Here is a 23185-nt window from a genome sequence, read left to right on the forward strand (position 1 = left end):
CCAGGGTATGTCGGCTCAGCTGGGCCGGGTCATCCGCAGAACGTCCAGCGCCGCGTCCAGTTCGGCGGCGGTCAGCCGGCCGGCGTCGACGTGGCCGCGTTCCAGCACCACCGCGCGGATCGACTTGTTCTCGGCGAGCGCCTGCTTGGCGATCGAGGCGGCCTCGTCGTAGCCGAGGTGGCGGTTCAGCGGGGTGACGATCGACGGCGACCCTTCGGCGTACGCCAGACAAGTCTCCGGGTCGGCGGCGAGGTCGGCGACGCAGCGCTGGGCGAGCAGCCGGCTGGCGGCGGCCAGCAGTCGGACCGCTTCGAGCAGGTTGCTGCCCATCACCGGCAGCATCACGTTCAGCTCGAAGTCGCCCTGGCTGCCGGCGAACGCGATCGTCGCGTCGTTGCCGATCACCTGGGCGCAGACCTGGCGTACCGACTCGCAGACCACCGGGTTGACCTTGCCCGGCATGATCGACGACCCGGGTTGCAGGTCGGGGATGCGCAGCTCGCCGAGGCCGGCGCGCGGGCCGGAACCCATCCACCGGATGTCGTTGGCGATCTTGTAGAGGCCGACGGCGATGGTGCGCAGCTGCCCGGACGTCTCCACCAGGGCGTCGCGGGCGCCCTGGGCCTCGAAGTGGTTGCGGGCCTCGGTCAACGGCAGCCCGGTCGCGTCGGCCAGCTTGGCGATCACGGCGGCGGCGAAGCCGGGCGGGGTGTTCACCCCGGTGCCGACGGCGGTGCCGCCCAGCGGCAGCTCGGCCAGCCGGGGCAGGATCGAGCGCAGCCGCTCCTGGCCGTAGCGGACCTGCGCGGCGTAGCCGGAGAACTCCTGGCCGAGGGTGACCGGGGTGGCGTCCATCAGGTGGGTACGGCCGGCCTTGACCACGGTGGCGAACTCGTCGCCCTTGCCTTCCAGCGCGGTCGCCAGCTCGTCCAGGGCCGGGATCAGCTCGTGCACCACCTGGTGCGAGGCGGCCAGGTGGATCGAGGTCGGGAAGACGTCGTTGCTCGACTGCGAGGCGTTGACATGATCGTTGGGGTGCACCGGCCGGTCCAGTTCACGGGCGGCGAGGGTGGCCAGCACCTCGTTGGTGTTCATGTTCGACGAGGTGCCGGAGCCGGTCTGGAACACGTCCACCGGGAACTGGTCGTCGTAGCCGCCGGAGGCGACGTGCGCGGCGGCGGTGACGATCGCCTCGGCGATGCCGGCCGGGATCACCCCGAGGTCCGCGTTGACCTGCGCGGCGGCCCCTTTGATCTGGGCGAGCGCGCGGATCTGGGCGGATTCGAGCGTACGGCCGGAGACCGGGAAGTTGTGCACCGCGCGCTGGGTCTGCGCCCGCCACAGCGCGTCGGCGGGGACCCGTACCTCGCCCATCGTGTCGCGTTCGATCCGGTAGCCCTCGTCGCGGACGCCGTCCTCGCCGATCCCACCGTCGCTGATGCCCTCGTCAGTCACCTTTCCCATCCTGCCCCGAGTGGCGGCACCCCGCAGATGATGTGGGCCACGTGCGGTCCGTGCCCCCGGTAATGCTCGCGGGCGGCGACGGACTACACCTCGCGGGTGGTGGCGTCGCTGGTCGTGCCGCCGGCCGGCGTACCCATGCCGCCGCTGGTGGCGTCGCCGGTCGTCGTCGGCGCCACCTTGCCCCGGCCACGACCCTTCTTTCCCCGGCCAGGGTCCTCGCCCCGACCGGGGCCGGTGGCGCGGCGGGTGCTGGCCGGGCCGGCGGTGCCGCCGGTGGTGGTCAGCCCGCCACCGGAGCGGGTGGGGCCGCCGTCGCGCAGCGTCTCGGCCGGAATCGGCACGTCGGCCGGGTCGTCGAGGTCGCGCTCCTTCACCTCGCGGACCGGGTCGTTCGGCGGCGCGACGACGTCGTCCAGGATCTCCTGGCGGTACGCCGACCGCTGCTCCAGGTCGTCGACGAACGCCTGCCCGCGATCACGCTCGGAGATCTGGTCCCGGCCCTGGTCGGCGCTGCCGCTTCGTCGCCCCATGTCGTCACCCCTCCCGTCACGGCGGGTGTGCCCGGATCGGCGGCGGCGAAACCTGAGCTGACCGGCCTGCCCTCAGCCGGCGGTTAGGCGTACCCGGTGGCTGTCGCCGTCGGAAAGGAACGCCGCCACGCGCTCTCCTTCCTCGGCCACGGCGGCGCGGTCGGCGCGGCTGAGGTCGCGCAGCGGGGCGATCGTGACGGTGCCGGCGTCGACGGTCCAGGTGGCGGCCACCCGGCCGTCGACCAGCACCACGCGTGCCCCCGCGACGGAGAGTCCCCGGTGGGCGTCGTCGATGATCCGGCTGCGGTCGCCGTAGCCGAGGATCGCGTTGTCGAACGCCGGCAGGAACCGCACCGGGGCGGGAGTGTCCGGGTCGGGCCGCGGCGCGTCCGGCAGGTCGAGCAGTTGCCGACCGCGCTGGTCGCGGAAGACGACCAACTCGTCGCGGATCGCGGTCACTGCGGCGGGCAGCCCGGCCAGCCCGCACCAGGCACGCAGGTCGGCGCTGGCCGCCGGCCCGTACGCGGCCAGGTAGCGCCGTACCAGCGTCTGGCCCACCAGGTCGATGCCGCCGTCCTGCGCGGCGCTTCCATCGGTCGCTGGCTGGTCGGGGTCGAGTCCCGCCCACTCCGCCAGCGGCCGGTAGCGGGCTCCGCCGGCGGTACGCCACAGCCCGCGCGGCGGCAGCTGCGCCATCGGGATCAGCGCCGCGACCAGCGCCTCCCCCAGCGCTCGCGGCTCCAGCCGCCGCCACGCGTCGGGCAGCGCGCGGGCCAGCCCGGTCATCGTCCGGGGTTCGCCGTCGGCCAGCACCGCCCGGCCAACCGCTGCGAGCGCGTCGAGGTCGACCCCGGCGAGCTCGCTGCGGTAGCCGGCGAGGACTCGTTGCCGCAGCATGGCCTCGTGGCGGGGACGCCAGGCCACGGCATCGGCGGCGGTCAGCAGATGGACGGTGCGGCGCATCAGATGGGTCCGGACCACCGCGCGGCGCAGCAGCAGGTCCGACAGGGTCGCCGGGTCGAAGCCGCGCAGCCGGCTCCACAGCCCGACGAACGGCTCCTGCGGCTCCTGCGCCTGCAGGCCGCCGAGATGGGCGACGGCGTCGTACGCCGGCAGGTCGGCGCGGTCGAGCAGCAACTGCCGGGCCAGCGTCGCGCGGTTGAGCGCCCGGATGTCCAGCACCGTCATCGGTCGCGCTCCCGACTACCCGTTGTACGGGGCAGCGACGTCGACGACCCAGACGACGCCGAACCGGTCCCGCAGCATTCCGTACGCGGGTGCCCAGCCGGCCGGGCCGAGCGGGACCACCACGGTCGCCCCGTCGGCGAGCTTGTCCCAGTAGCCGGTGACCTCCTCGACCGTTTCACCGCGTACGGAGACGAAGTAGGCGTTCTCGCCCGGCGAGTAGGCCAGTCGACCGGGCACGTCGTACGCCATGACGTGGAAGCCGTTGTCGGCGCGGACCTGGCCCCAGATCACCTGGTCGGCCTCGGATTCGTCCTGGGCGGCGCCGAGGTCGGCGTAGGTGACGGCGACCAGGTCGCCGCCGAAGACGGACCGGTAGAACTCCAGCGCGGCGCGCGCCTCGCCGCGGAAGTTGAGATGGGTGGTGGTGGTGATCGACAAGGTCGGCCCCTCTTGCTGTGTGGTTCAGGCCCGACGGGTGTCGGGCGCAGGGGCAACATTCGCAGGGGTAGTGGCCAGGTTGTGTCCGCTACTGCGGTCAGAATGAGAAACATGCCGAAAACCTCGGAACGGCTGTTGATGCTGCTGTCGCTGCTGCAGGCCCGCCGCGAGTGGCCGGGCGGGCTGCTCGCCGAGCGGCTGGCGGTCAGCGCGCGTACCGTCCGGCGCGACGTCGACCGGCTGCGCGATCTCGGCTACCCGATCACGGCGGTCAAGGGACCGGCCGGCGGCTACCGGCTGGACGCCGGTGCCCGGCTGCCGCCGCTGCTGTTCGACGACGAGCAGGCGGTCGCGCTCGCCATCGCGCTGCGGACCGCCACCGTCAGCGGTGCCGGCATCGGGGAGGCGGCGGCGCGGGCGCTGCACACCGTCCGGCAGGTCATGCCGCAGCGGCTGCGCCACCGGATCGACGCTGTGGGGGCCATCGAGGCGATCGGGGCCGTCACGACCGGGCCGGCCCTCGGGCCGGCCGCCGCGCAGCCGGTCGACAGCGCGACGCTGCTGGCGGTGACCGACGCCGTACGGGCCCGCGAAGTGCTGCGCTTCGACTACCGGTCAGCGCCCATCCCTCGGCGGGTCGAGCCGCACCACCTGGTCACCTGGCGGGGACGCTGGTACCTGGTCGGCTGGGATCTCGACCGCGACGACTGGCGGATCTTCCGGGCCGACCGGATCAGCCCGCGCACCCCGACCGGGCCGCGCTTCACCCCGCGCGAGCTGCCGGCGGACAGCGTCGCCGCGTTCGTCACGGCCAGGTTCCGGGGCGCGGACGGCACAACCAGTACGACCGGCTCGGCGGGCTCAGCCGGCTCCGACGGCTCGACGAGCTCCGGTGACTGGCCCTGCCGGGGTCAGGTGATCCTGGATCTGCCGGCCGCTGAGGTGGCTCCGTACGCCTACGGCGGCATCGTCGAGGAGATCGGTCCACGCCGCTGCCGGCTGACTCTGGGCTCCTGGTCGTGGGTGGGTCTGGCGAGCGCCGTCGGCATGTTCGACGCCGGCATCGAGGTCGTCGGCCCGCCGGAGCTGGCCGCCGCCTTCGCCACCCTGGCCCGCCGGTACGCCACCGCCGGGCAGCCTCCAGAGGCAGGTCGCCGGCCAGTGACCGCACCATGACGCCAGGTTGCCGCCGGCCGACATGATGGGCGAGGTAGCGGTCACTGTGGTCGCCGCAGCAGGCCGAGGGCGGGGTGGCGGATTTGTCAGGTTGGCACCGGTCCGGCAGCGGCCTGTACGTCCCGGCGGGACAGCCCGAGGCCGCCCCAGCCGGAGGCGACGGCGCAGATCGGCCGGGGCGGTCCAGCACCGTCGCCAGCTGGGTCCAGGCGGTCGCCGCGATCACCGCCACCGTCGTCTCCACGGTGGCGCTGATCATCGCGGTCAGCGCACTACGCGACCAGCAGCAGGTCAACGGCCTCGCGCTGGACCGGTTCGAGCGCCGGTACGCCGAGCGGGTGTCGTGGTGGGCCACCCGGCGTGACCGGGGCACCGTCGTCGTCCAGAACCGCTCCCCGGTGCCCGCCCTGGACGTGACCCTGCGGATGGTGCAGGTCATCGACGTGGAGGAGCGCGAGTTCAGCGGCTCGTACCAGCGGCGGATCGGCGTACAGATCTCGGATCTGCCGCCGTGCACGATGACCGAGGTGGACCTGACCGAGCCGGCGATGGCGGCGCGGGTCGACCAGGCGTTGCTCGACCAGGCACTGCGCGACGCCGACACCTTCGCGCCGTACACCGGCGGGCACCGTCCGCCGGGCGACGGGGCGGTGCTGACCTACGCGGTCCGCTTCCACGACGGCATCGCCCTGTGGGAGCGCCAGCGCGCCGGCCTGGTACGGCTGCCGGATGCACTCGCCGAACACGACCTGACCATCGTCGCCACGGCCCAGTCCACGCAACCGGTCACCGACTGCGGCACCGACGGCTGACGTGATCGGCGACCAGCCGTCGCATCTGGCCTAGGCTCTCTGGCCGTGACACGAGGTCGTCTTTTGGCAGCGTCACACGTGGGTGACGACGTCGAAGTTGCCGGCACCGACCGTCGACTCCAGGGTCCGCATCACCGAGCGCGGGTCGTCGTACGGGCCGGAGATGTAGAGCGGTTTACCGTCGCGGCCGAATTGGATCGGCGTGGGGGTGGCCGGTGCGCCGAGGTAGGGGGCCGTCGGGCCGAAGTCCGGGTGCGGTTCGAAACCCAGACCCCGGGCGTACGCGACCGCGCCGTGCACTAGATGCTGGGCCAACTCCAGCGGTGCGACCAGCGGAGACACGTCCAGGGTGCCGAAGAACTCGCGGCGGAAGTCGTCGATGGCGCCGACGCTCATCGGCAGCGGGCCGATGGCGTTCTTGACCCCGAGGCAGTAGACGTCGATCAGGAAGCCGCAGACGGTGGCCCGGCTGGCGCGCTCCTGGCGGGCGACGAGCACGTGCACCAGGCCACTGGGGCCGACTTCGACACCGGCCTGCGGGTCGGCGGCCGCCCACTCGTCGGGCGCTTCGGCCAAGCCGAGGCCGACGCTCCAGCCGGGGTTGATCCAGCAGCCGAGCAGCGCCCGGTCGGCCGGGTCGGTGTGTGCCTGCTGGGCCGCCGCGATCTGGCGGACCAGCGGCGCGACGGCCGACGGCGCCATCCCGAGGGCCTTGGCGATCTGCTTGGGTGAGCTGCCCCGTTCCCGCAGCTCCCGGACACGGGCGAGAAGGTCCTGATCGGTCATCCGAGCGATTATGCCGCTGGTCGATTCCCCATCGGCTGGCCGCCCCGGCGATGATCGGCAGTGAACCCGATCCGGTGCTCGCGCATAGACATTGCCGAGGGGAAGCAGACCGGAAAGGGCACACCATCGTGGGCGTACCGCCGTCGCGGGACTTCGGGTGAGGGTGAGGGGCGTCGCGACGCAGCTGACCGATGACGCCGCGATCATCGCCGCATCGCTCGACGACCCGGACCGGTTCGCGCAGGTCTACGAGAAGCATGCCGGGAAGCTGTACGGCTACGCGTACCGGCGGGTGGGTCGGGAGATCGCCGAGGACGTCGTCGCGGACGCGTTCGTGGCCGCGTTCCGGGCACGGCACACCTACGACCCGGGCTACCCGAACGCGTTTCCGTGGCTGCTCGCGATCGTGCACCGTGAGCTGGCCCGCCATCACCGCACCGAGAACGCCCGCTACCGGGCGTACCTGCGGGTGAAGCCGGACGGCGGCGAGGAGGCGTTAGCGGACCGGGTGGCGGCCGCGGCGTCGGCCCAGGCATGGCGCCGGCCGCTGGCCGCCGCGCTCGCCCGGCTCGGCCGCAAGGAGCGGGACGTGCTCCTGCTGGTCGCCTGGGGAGACCTGAGCTACGAGGAGGTCGCCCGAGCCCTGGACATCCCGGTCGGCACCGTCCGGTCACGACTCAACCGGGCCCGGCGCAGGATGCGTGACGCGTTGGACGCCGACCCGGCCCGGAGCGGCTCGGCAGGCAACGGCATCGAGGATCGGCGGTGGAGCCTCGGCCTGGCTGGCGGGGTGTTGGCGGCGCTGCTCGTCGTGGTCACCGTCGGCGCTCTGGTACGGGGTGGCTGGCCGGCAGGCGGATCGGCACCGCCACCTGTCACGGCTGAGGCGGCCGACATCCTGCGTACCGCCGCGTTGGTGGCGCACGAGGCGGACCTGCCCGTCCCACGAGCCGGGCAGTTCGTGTTCACCGAGACGGTGGCGAGCCCGATCAACCAGGTGCAGCAGCCGGACGGTGGCTTCGGCACCGTTCAGGGACCTCGGGTGTTGCGGCAGAGCTGGCTCTCGGTGGACGGCACCCGGGACGGGCTGGTCCGCGACCGGCCGTACCGGCAGGACGGGGCCACGTCCGACGACCTGGTGCTGCCGGCATGCCCCGCCGTTTCGTCCGCCGACGCGGTGCCGGGCCGATCGTGTACGCCGCAGCCGGGCTTCGACGCCGGCATGCCGGACAACCCGGCGGCGGTGCTCGACTGGCTCCGAACCGGCGTGTCCTCGGCAGCAGGGCCGCCGGTGGGATCCGCTGCCGCCCCAGTTGGCGGCGTCGCCGATGCGCTCGTCTTCCAACGGGCCGGTGAGCTGCTGGTCGGCGGTCGGTATCTCACCTCGGGTCAGCGGAGTGCCCTGTTCGCCGCGTTGGCCTCGCTGCCGGGTGTGACCGTCCAGCAGCAGGTGCGGGACCTTGCCAACCGTGACGGGGTGGGAGTCGGTATGGCCGATGGGACGACCCTGATCTTCGACGCGACGTCGTACGCGTTCCTCGGCACCACCAACAGCGCACTGCTTCGCCAGGCCACCGTGGACGAGGCAGGAGACGTACCGCTCTAATCCGACGCGAGATCTGTCGTTTGCGCTGGAATCAGCCTACGGGCGTGAGTCAGTGAGCAACTGGTCCAGGTCATGTTGGTCGAGCAGGTTCCGCATCGAGAGGAAGAGTGGGTCAGGCATCGTGGGCGGGGCGGTCCAGCGGAGGTCGACGAACTTGTCCGGCTCGCGGACCTGCGGACTGCCCCGTAGGTGGTCGCTGATCATCCAGATCGTCACGTAGTGCCGGGCGGCGTCGAAGACGTCGTTGGTTACCGCACCGAAGCGTACGTTGGTGATCTTGACGCCGGTCTCCTCCTCGACCTCCCGCCGCGCGGTCTGCTCGAAGCTCTCCCCGTGTTCGAGGTGGCCGCCGGGCAGGGACCAGGTGCCGGCCCCGTGGGCACCTTTGCGGCGGCCCATCAGGAAGCGACCTTCGCTGAGCACGAAGACCGCCACTCCGACCTGCGGTTGCTGCACGCCGATCAGCTAACTCCGGGCCGCCCGGACCGTCAACCGCAGGCAACGCACCACACATGCATTGACAGACGTCGTACGTCATACCAACATAACTATCGATATCTTTGCCGGCCTACGTCCAGGCTGGCAGGCCGAGGGGCACCGGATCGGTCGAGACCTGCCGCCGCAGCTTCGGCCGCCCTCCTGCCGAGGGTGGACGCCACGGCGGCCTCCACTGTAGGGAGACAAACCTGTGTTACATCGCAAACGCCCAGCCCGCTGGATAGGGACGGTCATGGCCGCTATGGTCCTGGCCGCCGCCAGCGCGTATGTCGTCACGAACGTGACACCGGCGGCTGCGGCCACCACCGCCGGCTGTGGCAAGGCACCAGGGCTGAACAGCGGCACCCACACCATCTCCAGCGGCGGCAGGAACCGCAGCTTCATCCTCCGACTGCCCGACAGCTACGACAACAACTACCCGCACCGGCTTGCCTTCGGGTTCCACTGGTGGGGCGGCACCGCCAACGACGTCGCCTCAGGCGGAACCGACGGCTACGCCTGGGCCTACTACGGCATGCTGTCGCAGTCGAACAACTCCACGATCTTCGTCGCCCCGCAGGGCATCAACAACGCCTGGGCCAACACCAACGGCGAGGACGTGACCTTCACCGACGACATGATCCGCGTGATCGAGAACGCGCTCTGCGTCGACACGACGCAGCGCTTCTCGGTCGGGTTCAGCTACGGCGGCGCGATGAGCTACTCGTTGGCGTGCTCCCGGCCGACCATGTTCCGCGCGGTCGCGGCCATCGCGGCCCCCGGAGAGATCAGCGGCTGCAGCGGCGGCACCCAGCCTGTGGCGTACATGGGAATTCACGGAATCAACGACAACATCCAAAACGGCCGGTCGCTGCGCGACAGGTGGCTCAGGAACAACGGTTGCGCCGCGCAGAACGCTCCCGAGCCCGCACAGGGAAGCCTGACCCACATCATCACCACCTACTCGTGCCGGGCCGGCTACCCGGTGGTCTGGGCTCCGTTCGACGGCGGCCACCAGCAGGGCCCGGTGGACGGCTGCGCCGGTTGTGAAAGTGGCGCGCGCAGCTGGGTCAAGCCCGAGGTGTGGCGGTTCTTCACCCAGTTCGGGTCCAACCCGCCGCCGACCAGCCCGCCGCCAAGCAACCCGCCGCCGACCACACCGCCGCCCGGCCAGGCGAACGTGATGATCGCCGGCAGCCAGTCGAACCGCTGCGTCGACGTCCCCAACGCCAGCACGAGCAACGGCACCCGGGTGCAGCTGTGGGACTGCCACGGCAACAACAACCAGCGCTGGACCTATACCGCCAACCGCACCCTCACCGTCTACGGCAACAAGTGCCTGGACGCGAGCGGGGCGGGCACGAGCAACGGCACCGCTGTGCTCATCTGGGACTGCCACGGCGGCGCGAACCAGCAGTGGAACATGAACAGCAACGGGACCATCACCTCCGCTCAGTCGGGACTCTGCCTGGACGCCGTCGGCGCCGGCACCGCCAACGGGACGCAACTGCACCTGTGGGCGTGCCACGGAGGCGCCAACCAACAGTGGAGCACCCGCAGCTAACGGTCCGACAACCCGGCGCAACCGCAGCCCGGCGTCGGCGGTGGCGGCCGTCTCTCTCGGCCGCCACCGCGTCGAACCGCTCGGCCCACATCAGCTCGGCACCCTCACCCAGCCAGCCGGACTACCTCGGGCGGTCTGTGGTGACGGTGTGGGTGCCGTCGGGGTGGAGGCGGACAGTGACAGGTTCGCCGGGCCGGGTGGCGGCTTGGCGGCGTAGCTGGGTGATGTGGGTGTCGGTGAGGGTGCCGGTCGTCGCGGTGTGTTGTGGGACGGGTATCGGCGTGGCCGGGTCGGTGGGGATGGTGGCGCGGAGTGCGCCGTGCAGGTAGCGGTAGCAGAGCGCGACGGCTTCGGGCAGGGCGGCGCTGGTGGGGACGGGGTCGACGGCCAAGGGTGTGGTGGGGTCGACGACCCGGACCGACCAGGAGTGGCCTTGGGACAGTTCGGGTCGGCCGATGGTGTTGCGGTGGTCGATGACGGTGATGTCGAGGGCGAGGCCGAGACTGCGGATCAGGGCGGCGAGTTCGTCGGGGGTGGGGCCGGGCCACCCGGTGGCGAGGACCATGATCCGGGCGCCGTCGTGGGTGGCGCCGACTTCACCGAGGTACGCGTCGAGCGGGTCGCCGCCGGTGTGGGGGACCTGGCTGACACCGTTGCGTAGGTGCTGGTCGATGCTGTGTTCGCCGTCGATGTCGGTCAGGTCGGTCGGCTGCACGCCGAACTGCGCGGCGAGCGCCCCGATCTGGTAGTGGTCGGGCAGTTGCCACACCATGCTGCCGGACGGCCGGTCGGCGGGCACCGGTGTGGGTGGTGGTTGGTCGGGGTTGTCGGGTCGCCAGTTGCGGTGCACGGTCCGGCCGCGTAGGTCGGTGACGGTGAGCACCGCGCCGCGTCGGACCTGGCGGGTGCCGTAGCAGTCGAGGCAGTACGGCGGGTCGGGCCGGTCGGCGCACCGGGTGCAGGGGTGGGTGGGGATCGGCTCGCCCCAGTGTCTCGGGTGCGGGGGTTCCCAGCCGCGCACGAATCGGCCGGGGGTGTCGGCGGGTCGCAGGCTGGTGTGCCACCAGTGCCGGTTGCGCCAGATGGCCTGCGCGCCGCCGTGCTGCTCTGCGTCGGCGGTCATGCGGCGTTCGACCTGGTCGAGGTCGTGGCCGCCGGGGTGCCCGTCCAACCCGACCGGCACCGGGCGGGCGGCCAACGCCTCGTCGGTGAGGTAGTGGGCGGGCAGGTGCGGGTTGGCGACGGTCAGGCCGGTCACCGCCCGTTCGGCGGGGATGGTGGCGAGCGCGGTCGGCAGGTCGGCGATCCACCGGTGCTGGTAGTCGGGCACCGCACCGCCGGCATGCTCGAACCGGACGTCCCAGCTCAGCCCGCGCCCGATGGAGCTGGGCCGCACTTCGAGGACCAGGTCGACGTGCAGCTGGTCGGCGAGCGCGCACAGCCGGCCGAGCAGCCCGGCCGGATCACCGAGTGGCGGCGGCGCAGTGCTGCGGCCGATCAGCACCAGCCACGGCGTGGCGGGCCGCTCGGCGAGCGCCACCGCCTCCCACCGCAGCCGGTCGGAATCCGGGATGCCGGGCTGCCACTGCCGGGGCAGCGTCAACCCGGACGACGGCAGCCGGCCCGGTTCGTCGGGGAAGTCCGGGTCACGCAGCGTCGCGGCGACCACCCCGGCACGCTGGGCGAGGTCCGTGACGATCGGCGCGTACGGCAGCCACCACGTCCCACCCGGCGTCGGCAACGGCGTGAACGAGCCCGGAACCAAACTGGTGGAGGCGACCTGCCCGGTGTCGAGGTTCGCGACGGTGAACACGCGCTGCGCCCGCCGCCGGTCCGCGCCGATCCCGACCACGTGCAGCGAGCCGGCCGGCACCTTGTCGACGCCGTTCATGCCGCCACCCCCGCCCCGAACCGGTGCGACTGCTCGAACTGCTGCGACTGCCAGTCCCGCAACGCCTGCTTGAGCCGGGCGTTCTCCTCGCGGGTGGAGCCAAGTTCGGCGCGCAGCGCGGTCAACTCGTCGGCGACCAGATGCAGAAACGCCCGCACCTCGACCGGGTCGCAGCCACGCCGCGTCCGGTCGCCGAACGACCGGTCGCGGACCAGGCCGGGGCTGATCGACGGCCGCACCGGCCTGCCGTACAGGTGACCGGCAGCGTTCGGGACACGCGGCACCGGCGGACGCGGCCCGGCCGCCACGTCGGTCGGCCGCCGGTCGTGGCGGGCGATCTCAGCGAGCAACCGCCGGTTACGCCGACTCCGCACCGGAGCCCGCCGGAACAGGTCAAGGAATCTGCGCACAGCAGGAACCACCTTTCACACAATCGAAAAACCTTCAAAGGTACGGCTGGAGAGCGCGCGGTTTCGCGTCGCAGTGGTGCCGCCGCCGGGGTCAGCGGTGCCGGCGCGGGCGCGGTGCCCAGCGGAGACCATCACGCTCGACGAAAATCTCCCGACGCTCACGGGCCTCGCCGTCGGGCGCCAACACATACCCGGCCAACCAGACCCAGCCCTCGTACGTCCAGCGTTTGTCCACTGTCGTCACCCGGAACCGGAAGCCCCGCCCGGCCGCGAACTGCACACTCGCCCGACCATCGATGATCAACTCGTCGCCGGGGCGGGGATCGGCCGGTGACCGGTCGGCCGGCCCGCTACCGATCGGCGGCGGGAACGGTCAGCCGACCGCAGTCGGGACACCAACGCGATTTGATCTTGAAACTGAACAGCCCCACGAAGAACCCGAGCAGGATTCCGGAAGCCAGGGCGCTCAACACCACCATGATCAACCCTTCCGATTGGGCTGGAGTGTGGTCGGGCGAGCCGTTGCCGCGACCTGCCCGACCACCTGGGATTTCAGCGCAACGCAGCGGGAAAACGATCATGAAATCGGCGCTCCCCGCGATTCAGCAGCCGGCCAGTTGATCAACCGTCCACCTTCGATGCTTGGCCCACATTGACAGGGAAAGCGTGATCTTGCAACACCGCATCTGGTAGAAAATTAGTTGGCTCAGGGACTCGTCAAAAGACGGGCTCATGGCGCAGACTGTCCGTTGTGGCAGGAACTCCAACCGTCCAGCGACGACGGCTCGCGACCGAGCTTCGCGCACTTCGCGAGGCTGCCGGTCTGACAATTGACCAGGTCATCCAACAGGTGAAGATCAGCAAGTCGACGTTGTCCCGCGTCGAGAATGCCCAGGTCTCGGTGACGACTCGGAACGTCACGAAGCTGCTGCGCCTCTACGGCCTACCCAACAAGGATGCTGTCGGGCTCATCGAACTCGCCCGCGACGCCCAGAAGTACAACTGGTGGGTCGACTACTCCGCCGCCATGCCTCACGGGCTCGACGGGTACATCGCCTTCGAGGACGAGGCGACTCAGCTCCGCACCTACGACGTCCAGCTCGTCAACGGCCTGCTCCAGACCTCGGACTACGCCCGCGCCATCATCAGCGCAGAGTTCCCGGAGGGTCCACCGGAGAAGATCGAGGAGCGGATCGAGCTACGCCTCGCCCGCCAGCGCATCCTGGAACGACGCAAACCACCCAGGCTGTGGTTCATCTTCGACGAGGCAGTCCTGCACCGGCCGGTCGGCGGCCCGCAGGTGATGGCAGCCCAGCTGGAGCACATGATCACCATGGCACAGCGGCCGTCAATCACGGTCCAGGTGCTGCCGTTCCGCCAAGGCGCACACATGGGCATGGGCGGCCCCTTCGCGATGCTCGACTTCAGCAACCATCCGACGGTCGTCTACCAGGAAAATCTGAGTGGCGCTCTGTACCTGGACAAGGACTACCATGTGGAGATGCACGGACTGGCGTTCGACCATCTCCGTGCGACCGCGCTCTCACCCGCCGACACGCTGGCCTTCCTGCGGATGAGGGCCGAGGCGATCCTGGAGCAGGGAGCAAGGGAGAGCACCGATGACCACCACCCCCGGTGATCCGCAGCAGCCGATCTGGCGCAAGAGCACCCGCAGCAACGGACAGGCCATGTGCGTCGAGGTCGCCACCAACCTCCCCGCCACAGTCTTCGTACGCGACAGCAAAGACCCCGTTGGCCCCGCACTCACCTTCTCCCCCGCCGACTGGATGTCCTTCCTCTCCACCCTCACCCCCGACACCCACTGACCGACCAACACGTGGACCCAAGCGTCACCGCCGAGCAGCTTGCCGAGGCACTACCCGCCAAGCTGCTCCGCGCGCACCGGGTCCAGATCTTCGACCGTAGGGGCGAGATCCCCGCAGCTCGCAAGCGGCGTCACCGCGACCGGCCGTCGCTACTCGCGGATGTCGTGAATGCTGAGGCCCTGGAAGCGCTCGCAGCCGCGCTACGCTGCGGCCCGCAGTCTGGGCTCATGGACTGGATGTCCTGGCCCGATTGCTGGCTCAAGATCACCGAAAGCGACAGCTCCGAGCTGATCACGCTAGGCATGCTCACGCCGGACTGGCTGCGCTGGGATCCGTACGGCGACGTCGAGCTGTACCAGCCCGAGCTGCTGACCAACTGGCTACAGCACCACGGCGGCCAGCAGTGGAAAGACGCCACGACAAGCAGGGAGTAACTAGGTAGACGCGGATCGACATACCAGATGGGCAACGAACGCTCGCAGCGATGGCTGGCGGGTGTCGTGATGCGCGATCATGCATCCTGACGCATCGGCTGCTGCAGGCTGTGCGCCGCCGCTCAACGGCACGCACGGACCTGCGCTAGGCGTCCTGCATCTGTCGTCGAGTGATCCGCGCAAGGAGCCTTGTGAGCACCCTTGGTAGTTTCATCTGGTCTATCGCCGACCAGCTACGAGGCCCCTACCGCCCCAACCAGTACGGCAACGTCATCCTTCCGCTCACAATCCTGCGCCGCCTCGACTGCATCCTTGAGCCTGACTTGGAGAAGGTGCGAGAACTGGCGGCGAAGCACGACAACCCCGTCCGGCTCAAAATCGAGGTCAAGAAGGCGACCGGCAGGCCGTTCTACAACACCTCGAACTACTCCTTCGCCAACCTGCTGGCTGACGCAGATGGGCTGGCAGACAACCTAGCGGACTACATCGACCGGTTCTCGCCCGATGTCGACGTGTTCCAGTACTTCAAGTTCAAGGACGAGATCGACGCCTTGGACGAGGCAGGGTTACTGCGCGGCGTCATCACGTCCTTCAAGAAGGTCGACCTGCATCCGGACGTCGTCTCCAACGCCGACATGGGCGATGCGTTCGAGTACATCATCCGCAAGTTCAACGAGGCCGCGAACGAGACCTCCGGTGACCACTACACGCCACGGGACGCGATCCGGCTGCTGGTCGACCTCCTCTTCGCGGACAAGGACGCTGACCTGACCGAGGCCGGGATCGTCCGCTCGCTGTACGACCCCACCGCCGGCACCGGCGGCATGCTCGCCCTGGCGGAGGACCACCTGCTCGCGCAAAACCCAGGCGCGAAGCTGAGCCTGTACGGCCAGGAGTACAACCCGCAATCGTACGCGATCTGCAAGTCGGACCTGCTGGCCAAGGGCCACGACACGACCAACATCGCCTTCGGAAACACCCTCACAGACGACGCCTTCAAGGGCCGGCAGTTCGACTTCTGCATGTCCAACCCGCCATACGGCGTCGACTGGAAGCAGTACGCCAAGGCGGTGACGAAAGAGCACGACGAAGCTGGCCCGTACGGCAGATTCTTCCCCGGCCTCCCGTCGACCTCGGACGGGCAGATGCTCTTCCTACTCCACCTGGTACACAAGATGCGGAAGCCGGAGGACGGTGGTGGCCGGGCCGGCATCGTGATGAACGGATCACCGCTCTTCACCGGAGCCGCCGAGTCCGGCCCGTCCAACATCCGCAAGTGGCTGCTAGAGCGAGACCTGGTCGATGCGATCGTCGCGTTGCCGACCAACATGTTCTTCAACACCGGAATCGCCACCTATATCTGGATCCTCGACAACGCCAAGCATCCCGATCGCGAGGGCAAGGTCCAACTCATCGACGGTACGTCGTTCTGGACCAAGATGCGCAAGAACCTTGGCTCCAAGGGCCGCGAGATCAGCGACGCCGACCGCGCCAAGGTTGTGAAGTTGTACGCCGACTTCACCGACGCTGATCCGGATTACTCCAAGGTGCTGCGCAACGACGAGTTCGGCTACTGGACCATCACTGTCGAACGCCCCCTCCTCGACGAGGCCGGCAAGCCCGTCGTCGACCGCAAGGGCAAGCCCAAGCCGGACGCCAAGAAGCGCGACACCGAGAACGTTCCATTCACCTACGGCGGCTCAACAGAGGGTGCGTCCGGCAAGATTGAAGTGGTTCAGGCGTACTTCGACGCCGAGGTGAAACCACACGTCCCTGATGCCTGGATCGACTGGACGAAGGTCAAGACCGGCTACGAGATCCCCTTTACCCGCCACTTCTACAAGTACGTCCCGCCCCGCCCCCTCGCCGAGATCGACGCCGACCTAGAAAAACAGGTCGCCAAGATCCTCGACCTGCTTCGAGAGGTCGATAAGTGAGTATGACTTCCTTGTCTAGGCCGTGGATGACGACCCGACTTGGCTGGCTATTCCAGCCAGTTTCAGACCGCGGCCACGATAACGAGAAAGTCCTTAGCGTCTACCGCGACCACGGCGTGATCCCGAAGGACAGCCGCACTGACAACTTCAACCGGACGCCGGAGAATCTGGGCAACTACCAGCTCGTACAGCCTGGCGACCTCGTCGTCAACCGGATGAAGGCATGGCAGGGCTCGCTCGGGATTTCCGAGCACCAGGGCATCGTCAGCCCTGACTACGAGGTACTCCGACCGGTTGTCCCTACGTACGACCGCCGCTTCGTCCACAGTCTGCTCCGTTCGCGCGCATTAATCGACCAGTACGCCCTCCGTTCCACGGGAATCCGTCCATCCCAGTGGCGCCTGTACTGGGATGAGATGAAGACCATCGAGGTCTCCCTGCCCGCCACCGAGGAGCAGCGCGCCATCGCCGACTACCTCGACCGGGAGACGGCCCGCATCGACACGCTCATCGAGGAGCAGCAACGCCTAATCGAACTGTTCCGCGAGCGCCGCAGGGCAGTGGCTTTGCATGCAATAAACCAGCCGATCTCTTCTGGCGCAGCGACAGACAAACTCGGACGCTCGGCCCACATTGGCAACGGGTCAACTCCAAGTCGTGAAAGTACGGCCTATTGGGACGGCGGGAATATCCCATGGCTGAACAGCTCCGTCGTCAATGAGCCGCGCGTCACGTACGCCGAACAGTTTGTGACAGACGAGGCGCTCCGCGAATGCCACCTACCCCTCGTTCCTCCCGGCTCCGTCCTGGTCGGACTGACTGGCCAAGGAAAAACGCGGGGCACGGCGACCATCCTTGACATCAAGGCGACGGTGAATCAGCACATTGCGTACGTGACGCCCGATCGGAGCAAATGGCTCCCGGAATATCTTCTGTGGCTATTGAGAGCATCATACGACGAACTGCGCCGCCTTAGTGAGGAGAATGGCAGCACTAAGGGCGGCCTCACATGTGAGGCAATTAAGCGGTTCAGACTGGCTGCACCTAGCCTAGACAAACAGCGCCAGATCGCAGCCTTTCTCGATCAACAGACCGCCAAGATTGACATAATGATTGCCGAGGCCGAGCGGTTCATTGAGCTCGCTCGGGAGCGGCGGGCAGCGTTGATTACGGCGGCGGTGACGGGGCAGATCGACGTGCGAGAGATGGCGTGATGGCCGACCATAACGAGGCGGTCTTCGAGTCTGAGATCTGCGCGCACCTGGCGGCCCACGGGTGGCTCTACTCGGTGAACGACACCGGCTACGACCGGGAGCGGGCGCTCTTCCCCGAAGACCTGTTCGCCTGGCTGCAGGAGACCCAGCAAGCGGCGTACCAAAAGGCTTTGAAGGCCGCCGGGTCGCAGGAGAAGGTCCTCGACGTGCTGACCGCAGCACTCGACAAGCCGCTCGAACATGGTGGCGGGACGCTGAACATCCTGCGTACCGGGGTGCTGTACATCGGCGGTGGCCGGTTGAAGATGGCGCAGTTCCGCCCCGACACCAGCCTGAACGCGACCACCAACGCGCAGTACGCGGCGATGCGGGTACGGGTGATGCGGCAGGTGCACTTCTCCACAGCCGACCGGCGCAGCATCGACCTGGTCTTCTTCGTCAACGGGATCCCGGTCGCCACCGTCGAGCTGAAGACCGATTTCACCCAGTCTCTCGACGAGGCGATCAACCAGTACCGCAGGGGCCGTCATCCGCAGACCAACGGGCGACGCGAGCCGCTGCTGTCGTTCGGACACCGGGCACTGGTGCACTTCGCAGTCTCCAACGACCGGGCCGCGATGACCACCAGGTTGGAGGGCGACAGCACCCACTTCCTGCCGTTCGACATGGGGCACGAGAGTGGCGCGGGGAATCCGCCCGGCTCCGAGGGGCGGTCGGCGACGGCGTACCTCTGGGAGCGGGTCTGGGAAAAGGAATCCTGGCTCAACATCATCGGCCGGCTGATGATCGTCGAGACCAAGGAGGAGTGGGACGTCGCGACCGGGACCTCGGTCCGGCGTACCAGCATGCTCTTCCCACGGTTCCACCAGTGGGAGGCCGTCACGAACATCGTGGCAGCGGTGCGTGCGGAGGGGGTCGGGCATCGCTACCTGATCGAGCACTCGGCAGGGTCGGGCAAGACGAACACCATCGCCTGGACCGCGCACCGGCTGGCGCGGCTGCACGTGGACGACAAGAAGGTCTTCGACTCGGTGATCGTGGTCGTGGACCGCAACGTCCTCGACGGGCAGCTTCAGGACGCGATCCGGCAGATCGACGGCTCGGGGAAGATCGTGGCCACGATCAGCCCGGAGGACGTCCGCAAGGCGGGGGCGAAGTCGAAGTCCGGGCTGCTGGCGACCGCGTTGCAGGCCGGGGAGCTGATCATCGCCGTAACCGTGCAGACCTTCCCGTTCGCCCTCGACGAGGTCCGGTCCAACAAGGGCCTGAGAGGCAAGCGGTTCGCGGTGATCGCCGACGAGGCGCACTCGTCGCAGTCCGGGCAGATCTCCGCCAAGCTCAAGAAGGTGCTGACCGCCGAAGAGATCAAGGAGATCGAGGACGGCGGGGAGGTCGACGTCGAGGCGGTCCTGGCTGCGGAGATGACCGAGCGGGCCGAGTCGGAGAACATCTCCTTCTTCGCGTTCACCGCGACGCCGAAGAACAAGACTCTGGAACTCTTCGGCCGCAAGGGTCCTGACGGGAAGCCGGTCGAGTTCCACCTCTACTCGATGCGGCAGGCGATCGAGGAGGGCTACATCCTCGACGTGCTCAGGGGCTACCAGTCCTACGACACCGCGCTGAAGATCGCCGGGCAGACCAAGAAGGCCGACGACAGCAAGGTGGTGGAGGAGACCGCCGCACGGAAAGGGCTGATGCGGTGGGTGAAGCTGCACCCAACCAACATCAGCCAAAAGGTACAAATCATCGTCGAGCACTTCCACATCAACGTCGCCCACCTGCTGGAAGGCAAGGCGAAGGCGATGGTCGTCACCGACTCCCGCAAGGCCGCAGTGAAGTACAAGAAGGCGATCGACGCCTACATCGCCAAGCGTGCCGCCCAGGACGCCTCGTACAGCTACCGCACCCTGGTCGCCTTCTCCGGCTCGGTGAAGATGGCCGAGGACGAGAAGTGGGCTTCGGACTGGGGGCCGCAGCCGAGCAAGGACGACGAGTTCACCGAGGCCAACCTCAACCCCGGCTCCGGCAAGGACCTGGCCGCCGCCTTCAGAGGTGGGACGTACCAGATCATGCTGGTCGCCAACAAGTTCCAGACCGGCTTCGACCAGCCGCTGCTCTCGGCCATGTACATCGACAAGAAGCTCTCCGGGGTCACTGCTGTGCAGACCCTGTCCCGGCTCAACCGCACCCACCGCACCGCCAGCGGGGAGCAGAAGCGCAAGACGTTCGTCATCGACTTCATCAACAAGCCCGAGGACATCCGGACCGCGTTCGAGCCGTACTTCACCAACGCCACCCTGGAGACCGAGACCAACCCGTACGTCGTCAGCGACCTCCACAACAAGCTCGCCCAGGCCGGGATCTACACGCCCGAGCAGGTGCGCGAGGTCGCCGGACTGTGGGTCACCCGCAAGGGCAACAACGCGCTGTCGGCCGCGATCAGCCCGGCCAAGGAAACCTTCGCCCGCCGCTACGCGGCAGCGATCGAAGCCGATGACAAGGTCACCCTCAACACCCTCGACCTGTTCCGCAAGGACGTCGCCACCTACGTCCGGCTATACGACTTCATGAGCCAGATCGTCGACTACGGCGACCCGTACATGGAGATGCTGTCGATCTTCCTGCGGCTCCTGGAGAAGGTCATCGCCGAGTCCTCCTGGGCAGCGGAGGTCGACCTCTCCGACGTGGTCCTCGTCGGGGTCAAGCACAGCAAGAACGTCGCGGTCGACATCTCGCTGACCGGGGACGGCGAACTCAAGGGCATCAGCGCCGCCGGCACCGGCACCCGCAAGGAGCCCAAGTACGTCGCGCTACAGGTCGTCATCGACAAGATGAACGACCTCTTCGGCGCCGAGTCGTTCTCCGCGTCCCAGGTCCGCGAGTTCGTGCAGGGGTTGGTGCAACGGCTGCTCACCCGCCCGGACCTGATCAACCAGACGTTGGTGAACTCGAAGAAGCAGTTCATGGAGTCGCAGGACTTCCAGTCGGCGGTCATCGAGGCGGTAGTCGACAACCAGGAGGCCCACAACACCATGGCCGACTACTTCTTCAGCGACGGCCCTGGCATCAGCGCCGTCGTCATGGCGCTCGCGGACGCCTTCTACGAGGCCGCGATCGACCAGCAGACCGACGTGTGAACGGCCTGGCTGCTTCTGGAGGAACGCGATCGGCCAGACCTACCGGCTACCTCGGTCAGCGGGTAGCGGCCCAGCGGTGGGAGAGGTAGCCGCCTCGGACCCGGCCGAACTGGTTCATCTGGTAGACGGTGTATCCGAGGGCACCACCCCGGACCGCTGCCCCCTCGAACGACGTCCGCTGGGTGCCCAGGTTGCTGGCGAGCGACGTCAGCTTGGCGAGAGTGATCTCGTCGTCACGGAACTGAGGCGATGGAACCGTTGCGTAGGCGACCTTGAGCGTTTGTGCGTGCTGATGGAGTCGCCGCGTCGCGGCCTCCTTGTCATCATCGTAGAGGTCGTCGAGAGCGAGGAAGGTGACCTCACTGGTCCGCAGCCCGAGGCCGTGGGTGAGGACGGTCTCTGTGGGGATCTCGCCGGCGGCCGACAACTCGACCTCGACGCGGCGATTGTCGCGGGCGAGGGTGTCGAGGTACTGGACGGTCGCCCTGCCGAACGCACCATCGGCGGCGTCGGCGGGGAGTTGCAGCTCCACGACCACCCAGTACGTTTCGCCGTAGGCGAGGTCAGGGGCGAAGATGCGGATGCCCTGCTCGTCGCGGATCAGGTCGGGCAGGTTCTCCACCTGGTACTCGTCACGGGACCGCTGCCGCGCCGACTCGGCCTCAGTCAGCACCGCCGCCCGGCCCGCCGGGTCGGTGATCAGGTCATGGCCGTAGATGTGCCAGACGGTGGTCTGCGGGGGGATGTCGATCCGCAGCTGAATGTTGATCGCGGCGAGGCTGTCCCGCCGGGCCAGGTCCTCCGACAGTACGGAGGTGACGTCGGTCGCCTCCGTGACGAAGGTCCAGTGTCCGCCGCTGACCCCGGCCAGGGCACGCAGCTCGGCCACCCGCGCGTCCGAGCCGAAGCCGAAGCAGGAAAGAGTGACATCGCCTCGGACCCGGGCGGCGACGTTGGCGCGGATGGTGACCCAGTTCGTCTCGCCTGAGGTCGGGTCGCCGTCAGAGAACAGGTAGACGCAGTTCACGGTGCCCGGTGCACTGTGGCGCTGGATCTCATCGAACGCGAACGACAGCCCGAGGTTGAGATCGGTGCCGCCATCGGCGTGCATGCCAGCAAGGATCTGTCCCAGTTGATCATCGGACAGCTCATCCTTACGGGTTGCCCGCAGCAGCGTACGGGCCTGATCGTTGAAGACGATGATGCCGAGGACGTCGGTGTCACGAAGCTGTGTGTACAGCTCACGGATGGCGATAATGGCGTCGCCCAACTTCTCGCCCGACATCGACGAGCTGACGTCAACGGCGAACACGAAGTTCACGGACAGCGGCTCGCCGGTCGACTCACCGGCCAGTTGGTCCGCCGGCGCCTGCGAAGCGGCCCGCAACGCAATCTCGACCAGATGGGTGGTGTCATCGTGGGTCCTGAACGGGCCGGACACGGCGGTCGAACCATGGCTCACAGCGACAGCGCTGCCCGGACCTGGCAACGGGATGCCGTCCGCATTGGACGCAACAAAGTCGTCGAACCGGATCCGGGTCTGGTCGATCAGCACGCCCTGGTCGATCAGATCCGCGATACCCAGCGTCGGCCGCGTGCCGAAGGCGTTGTTGCGCCGCACGAACAAGCCATCGTGCGGCAACGGGCCGGTCCGGGCCGGCACCAGCAGTCGCGGTACGTCGACCAGCCCCCAGGCGCGCCCAGGGGGCACGGCAGACCATCCCGCCAAACCCGGCTCGGTTACCCAGCCATCATATGATCCCGCGGCATCAGCAGCGCCCTCATATTCAACCAAGCCATGCTGTAGCCATCCGCCATATTCAACCTCCTCGGCATGGAATTCCTCGAGCAGGAACTCCGCCTCGCTTCCCGTGGCTTTCCTGGGATCAGACAGCAGAAGCATACCAAGAATTCTGGACAAGATTTCGTGACGACTTTCATCGAGATTCAAATACAGTAATTGACGTCTCGCAGACCTCTGCCATCCACCGCGAAACCTCGACGGCTCCGGAGGTCCGAACAGCAGCAACCTCCAGTCACCACCCACTTGCAGGACTTCCTCAACCCTGCTGAGCGCTGCCTCGGCCAGAGCGCGGTGCTCGCCATGCGGGACCGACAGTGGACACAGCGGGATCGTCACCTCGTCGAGAATGTGCCATCCGTACTCAACGGCCAACTCCAGATGCGATTCGCGCGCAGCGGAGCGCTCGGCCTCGTCATCCAGGCGGTCGCACGGCCAGACGACGATGACAACCTTGGATTGGCCATGTTCGCCGGTACTGGACATCGGAATCT

21 protein-coding genes are annotated in these 23185 nt (G+C 68.4%); 10 read left to right on the forward strand and 11 right to left on the reverse strand.

Translation table 11 applies throughout. From position 1 onward, the window contains the following. Positions 1 to 15 precede the first annotated feature (15 nt). From ACN27J_RS16590 to ACN27J_RS16605, 4 genes are all read right to left on the reverse strand, one after another. Positions 16 to 1464 (reverse strand): class II fumarate hydratase, encoded by a 1449-nt coding sequence (locus ACN27J_RS16590; RefSeq protein ID WP_421367227.1) that lies wholly within the window; start codon positions 1462 to 1464, stop codon positions 16 to 18. 83 nt (positions 1465 to 1547) lie between these two features. Further along, positions 1548 to 1994, reverse strand: a complete 447-nt coding sequence (locus ACN27J_RS16595; protein ID WP_421367229.1) for a hypothetical protein — start codon at positions 1992 to 1994, stop codon at positions 1548 to 1550. Between the two features lie 72 nt (positions 1995 to 2066). Further along, positions 2067 to 3182 carry a winged helix DNA-binding domain-containing protein gene (locus ACN27J_RS16600; protein WP_421367230.1) on the reverse strand — a complete coding sequence of 372 codons (1116 nt, stop codon included), beginning with the start codon at positions 3180 to 3182 and terminating at the stop codon, positions 2067 to 2069. 15 nt (positions 3183 to 3197) lie between these two features. Beyond that, the gene (locus tag ACN27J_RS16605) at positions 3198 to 3620 is read right to left on the reverse strand and encodes a VOC family protein (protein WP_421367231.1); all 423 of its coding nucleotides are present in this window, start codon (positions 3618 to 3620) and stop codon (positions 3198 to 3200) included. Positions 3621 to 3731: 111 nt separating this feature from the next. On the opposite strand from ACN27J_RS16605, the gene ACN27J_RS16610 reads away from it, so the two are divergent. Next, on the forward strand, positions 3732 to 4796 hold the full coding sequence (locus tag ACN27J_RS16610) for a helix-turn-helix transcriptional regulator (protein ID WP_421367232.1): 1065 nt from the start codon (positions 3732 to 3734) through the stop codon (positions 4794 to 4796). Positions 4797 to 4870: 74 nt separating this feature from the next. Further along, on the forward strand, positions 4871 to 5608 hold the full coding sequence (locus ACN27J_RS16615; protein WP_421367233.1) for a hypothetical protein: 738 nt from the start codon (positions 4871 to 4873) through the stop codon (positions 5606 to 5608). A gap of 72 nt (positions 5609 to 5680) precedes the next feature. Here the strand turns inward: ACN27J_RS16615 and ACN27J_RS16620 are convergent, their stop codons facing one another. Beyond that, on the reverse strand, positions 5681 to 6394 hold the full coding sequence (locus ACN27J_RS16620; protein WP_421367234.1) for a hypothetical protein: 714 nt from the start codon (positions 6392 to 6394) through the stop codon (positions 5681 to 5683). A gap of 157 nt (positions 6395 to 6551) precedes the next feature. Between ACN27J_RS16620 and ACN27J_RS16625 the strand changes: the two genes are divergently transcribed. After that, a complete protein-coding gene (locus tag ACN27J_RS16625; RefSeq protein ID WP_421367235.1) occupies positions 6552 to 8000 on the forward strand; it encodes a CU044_5270 family protein in 1449 nt (482 codons plus the stop codon). Positions 8001 to 8036: 36 nt separating this feature from the next. On the opposite strand, the gene ACN27J_RS16630 is transcribed toward ACN27J_RS16625, so the two are convergent. After that, on the reverse strand, positions 8037 to 8456 hold the full coding sequence (locus tag ACN27J_RS16630) for a nucleotide triphosphate diphosphatase NUDT15 (protein WP_278171866.1): 420 nt from the start codon (positions 8454 to 8456) through the stop codon (positions 8037 to 8039). A 274-nt stretch (positions 8457 to 8730) separates the two neighbouring features. Between ACN27J_RS16630 and ACN27J_RS16635 the strand changes: the two genes are divergently transcribed. Beyond that, positions 8731 to 10041, forward strand: a complete 1311-nt coding sequence (locus ACN27J_RS16635; RefSeq protein WP_421367236.1) for a ricin-type beta-trefoil lectin domain protein — start codon at positions 8731 to 8733, stop codon at positions 10039 to 10041. Between the two features lie 121 nt (positions 10042 to 10162). Here ACN27J_RS16635 and ACN27J_RS16640 read toward each other — a convergent pair whose 3' ends face one another. The 4 genes from ACN27J_RS16640 to ACN27J_RS16655 form a co-directional block, all read right to left on the reverse strand. Beyond that, the gene (locus tag ACN27J_RS16640; RefSeq protein ID WP_421367237.1) at positions 10163 to 11932 is read right to left on the reverse strand and encodes a hypothetical protein; all 1770 of its coding nucleotides are present in this window, start codon (positions 11930 to 11932) and stop codon (positions 10163 to 10165) included. Beyond that, the gene (locus tag ACN27J_RS16645; protein WP_421367238.1) at positions 11929 to 12342 is read right to left on the reverse strand and encodes a hypothetical protein; all 414 of its coding nucleotides are present in this window, start codon (positions 12340 to 12342) and stop codon (positions 11929 to 11931) included. The genes ACN27J_RS16640 and ACN27J_RS16645 overlap by 4 nt, the downstream gene beginning before the upstream one ends. 91 nt (positions 12343 to 12433) lie before the next feature. Beyond that, a complete protein-coding gene (locus ACN27J_RS16650; protein ID WP_421367239.1) occupies positions 12434 to 12646 on the reverse strand; it encodes a hypothetical protein in 213 nt (70 codons plus the stop codon). A gap of 46 nt (positions 12647 to 12692) precedes the next feature. Further along, positions 12693 to 12923, reverse strand: a complete 231-nt coding sequence (locus ACN27J_RS16655) for a hypothetical protein (protein ID WP_421367240.1) — start codon at positions 12921 to 12923, stop codon at positions 12693 to 12695. A gap of 170 nt (positions 12924 to 13093) precedes the next feature. On the opposite strand from ACN27J_RS16655, the gene ACN27J_RS16660 reads away from it, so the two are divergent. The 6 genes from ACN27J_RS16660 (at position 13094) to ACN27J_RS16685 (ending at position 20890) form a co-directional block, all read left to right on the forward strand. Next, positions 13094 to 13981, forward strand: coding sequence for a helix-turn-helix domain-containing protein (locus ACN27J_RS16660; RefSeq protein ID WP_421367241.1), 888 nt, complete (start codon positions 13094 to 13096; stop codon positions 13979 to 13981). Then, a complete protein-coding gene (locus ACN27J_RS16665) occupies positions 13962 to 14168 on the forward strand; it encodes a DUF397 domain-containing protein (RefSeq protein WP_421367242.1) in 207 nt (68 codons plus the stop codon). The genes ACN27J_RS16660 and ACN27J_RS16665 overlap by 20 nt, the downstream gene beginning before the upstream one ends. An 11-nt stretch (positions 14169 to 14179) precedes the next feature. Then, positions 14180 to 14602 (forward strand): hypothetical protein, encoded by a 423-nt coding sequence (locus ACN27J_RS16670; RefSeq protein WP_421367244.1) that lies wholly within the window; start codon positions 14180 to 14182, stop codon positions 14600 to 14602. A 191-nt stretch (positions 14603 to 14793) separates the two neighbouring features. Further along, positions 14794 to 16539, forward strand: coding sequence for an N-6 DNA methylase (locus tag ACN27J_RS16675; RefSeq protein ID WP_421367245.1), 1746 nt, complete (start codon positions 14794 to 14796; stop codon positions 16537 to 16539). 26 nt (positions 16540 to 16565) lie between these two features. Further along, positions 16566 to 17753, forward strand: a complete 1188-nt coding sequence (locus ACN27J_RS16680) for a restriction endonuclease subunit S (RefSeq protein ID WP_421367246.1) — start codon at positions 16566 to 16568, stop codon at positions 17751 to 17753. Continuing rightward, positions 17753 to 20890 carry a type I restriction endonuclease subunit R gene (locus ACN27J_RS16685; protein WP_421367247.1) on the forward strand — a complete coding sequence of 1046 codons (3138 nt, stop codon included), beginning with the start codon at positions 17753 to 17755 and terminating at the stop codon, positions 20888 to 20890. Before ACN27J_RS16680 ends, ACN27J_RS16685 begins: the two co-directional genes overlap by 1 nt. Positions 20891 to 20945: 55 nt before the next feature. On the opposite strand, the gene ACN27J_RS16690 is transcribed toward ACN27J_RS16685, so the two are convergent. After that, entirely contained in the window at positions 20946 to 23177 is a 2232-nt protein-coding gene (locus ACN27J_RS16690) for a VWA domain-containing protein (protein ID WP_421367248.1), read from the reverse strand. Between the last annotated feature and the right edge of the window lie 8 nt (positions 23178 to 23185).

Source organism: Solwaraspora sp. WMMB762 (assembly GCF_049179115.1).
Lineage (GTDB): Bacteria > Actinomycetota > Actinomycetes > Mycobacteriales > Micromonosporaceae > Micromonospora_E.

Coding starts and splice junctions, on each gene's coding strand:
- ACN27J_RS16590 (WP_421367227.1), bottom strand. CDS start 1,464: ATGGGAAAGGTGACTGACGAGGGCATCAGCGACGGTGGGATCGGCGAG.
- ACN27J_RS16595 (WP_421367229.1), bottom strand. CDS start 1,994: ATGGGGCGACGAAGCGGCAGCGCCGACCAGGGCCGGGACCAGATCTCC.
- ACN27J_RS16600 (WP_421367230.1), bottom strand. CDS start 3,182: ATGACGGTGCTGGACATCCGGGCGCTCAACCGCGCGACGCTGGCCCGG.
- ACN27J_RS16610 (WP_421367232.1), top strand. CDS start 3,732: ATGCCGAAAACCTCGGAACGGCTGTTGATGCTGCTGTCGCTGCTGCAG.
- ACN27J_RS16620 (WP_421367234.1), bottom strand. CDS start 6,394: ATGACCGATCAGGACCTTCTCGCCCGTGTCCGGGAGCTGCGGGAACGG.
- ACN27J_RS16635 (WP_421367236.1), top strand. CDS start 8,731: ATGGCCGCTATGGTCCTGGCCGCCGCCAGCGCGTATGTCGTCACGAAC.
- ACN27J_RS16640 (WP_421367237.1), bottom strand. CDS start 11,932: ATGAACGGCGTCGACAAGGTGCCGGCCGGCTCGCTGCACGTGGTCGGG.
- ACN27J_RS16655 (WP_421367240.1), bottom strand. CDS start 12,923: ATGATCGTTTTCCCGCTGCGTTGCGCTGAAATCCCAGGTGGTCGGGCA.
- ACN27J_RS16665 (WP_421367242.1), top strand. CDS start 13,962: ATGACCACCACCCCCGGTGATCCGCAGCAGCCGATCTGGCGCAAGAGC.
- ACN27J_RS16680 (WP_421367246.1), top strand. CDS start 16,566: ATGACGACCCGACTTGGCTGGCTATTCCAGCCAGTTTCAGACCGCGGC.
- ACN27J_RS16685 (WP_421367247.1), top strand. CDS start 17,753: ATGGCCGACCATAACGAGGCGGTCTTCGAGTCTGAGATCTGCGCGCAC.
- ACN27J_RS16690 (WP_421367248.1), bottom strand. CDS start 23,177: ATGTCCAGTACCGGCGAACATGGCCAATCCAAGGTTGTCATCGTCGTC.